Consider the following 432-nt stretch of genomic DNA (forward strand, 5'->3'; position numbering starts at 1 on the left):
GTCATCGCGCCGCGGCCGGCGCGATGACGGAGACGATGACCGGCGCGGCGGCGCGCCGCTCGCGTGTAACATGAACGAAGGGCCCGAAGGGCGAAACACCATGAATCGACACATCGAAGTCAACGGCCGCGTCTACCGGATGCCGGCCGAGCCGACGGTGGCCGTGTGCGTCGACGGCTGCGAATACGACTACCTCGAAGAAGCCGCGAGCGCGGGCGTCGCGCCGTTCCTCGCGCGGATGCTGCGCGAGGGCTCGGCGTTCGAGGCCGACTGCGTGATCCCGTCGTTCACCAACCCGAACAACCTGTCGATCGTGTGCGGCGCGCCGCCGTCGGTGCACGGCATTTGCGGGAACTTCTTCTGGGACCAGAACGCGCAGGGCGGCGCGGGCGCCGCGGTGATGATGAACGATCCCGCCTATCTGCGCGCGGG

At 69.2% G+C, this 432-nt stretch carries 1 protein-coding gene; it reads left to right on the forward strand.

What is annotated here, in order from left to right:
* Positions 1-100 precede the first annotated feature (100 nt).
* The coding region (locus J5M57_RS28685; RefSeq protein ID WP_207938573.1) for an alkaline phosphatase family protein at positions 101-432 on the forward strand (332 nt) is incomplete at its 3' end.

Origin of the sequence: Pseudomonas sp. 86_A, from assembly GCF_017491705.1 — a bacterium.
In the GTDB taxonomy this organism is placed as follows: domain Bacteria; phylum Pseudomonadota; class Gammaproteobacteria; order Pseudomonadales; family Pseudomonadaceae; genus Aquipseudomonas; species Aquipseudomonas koreensis.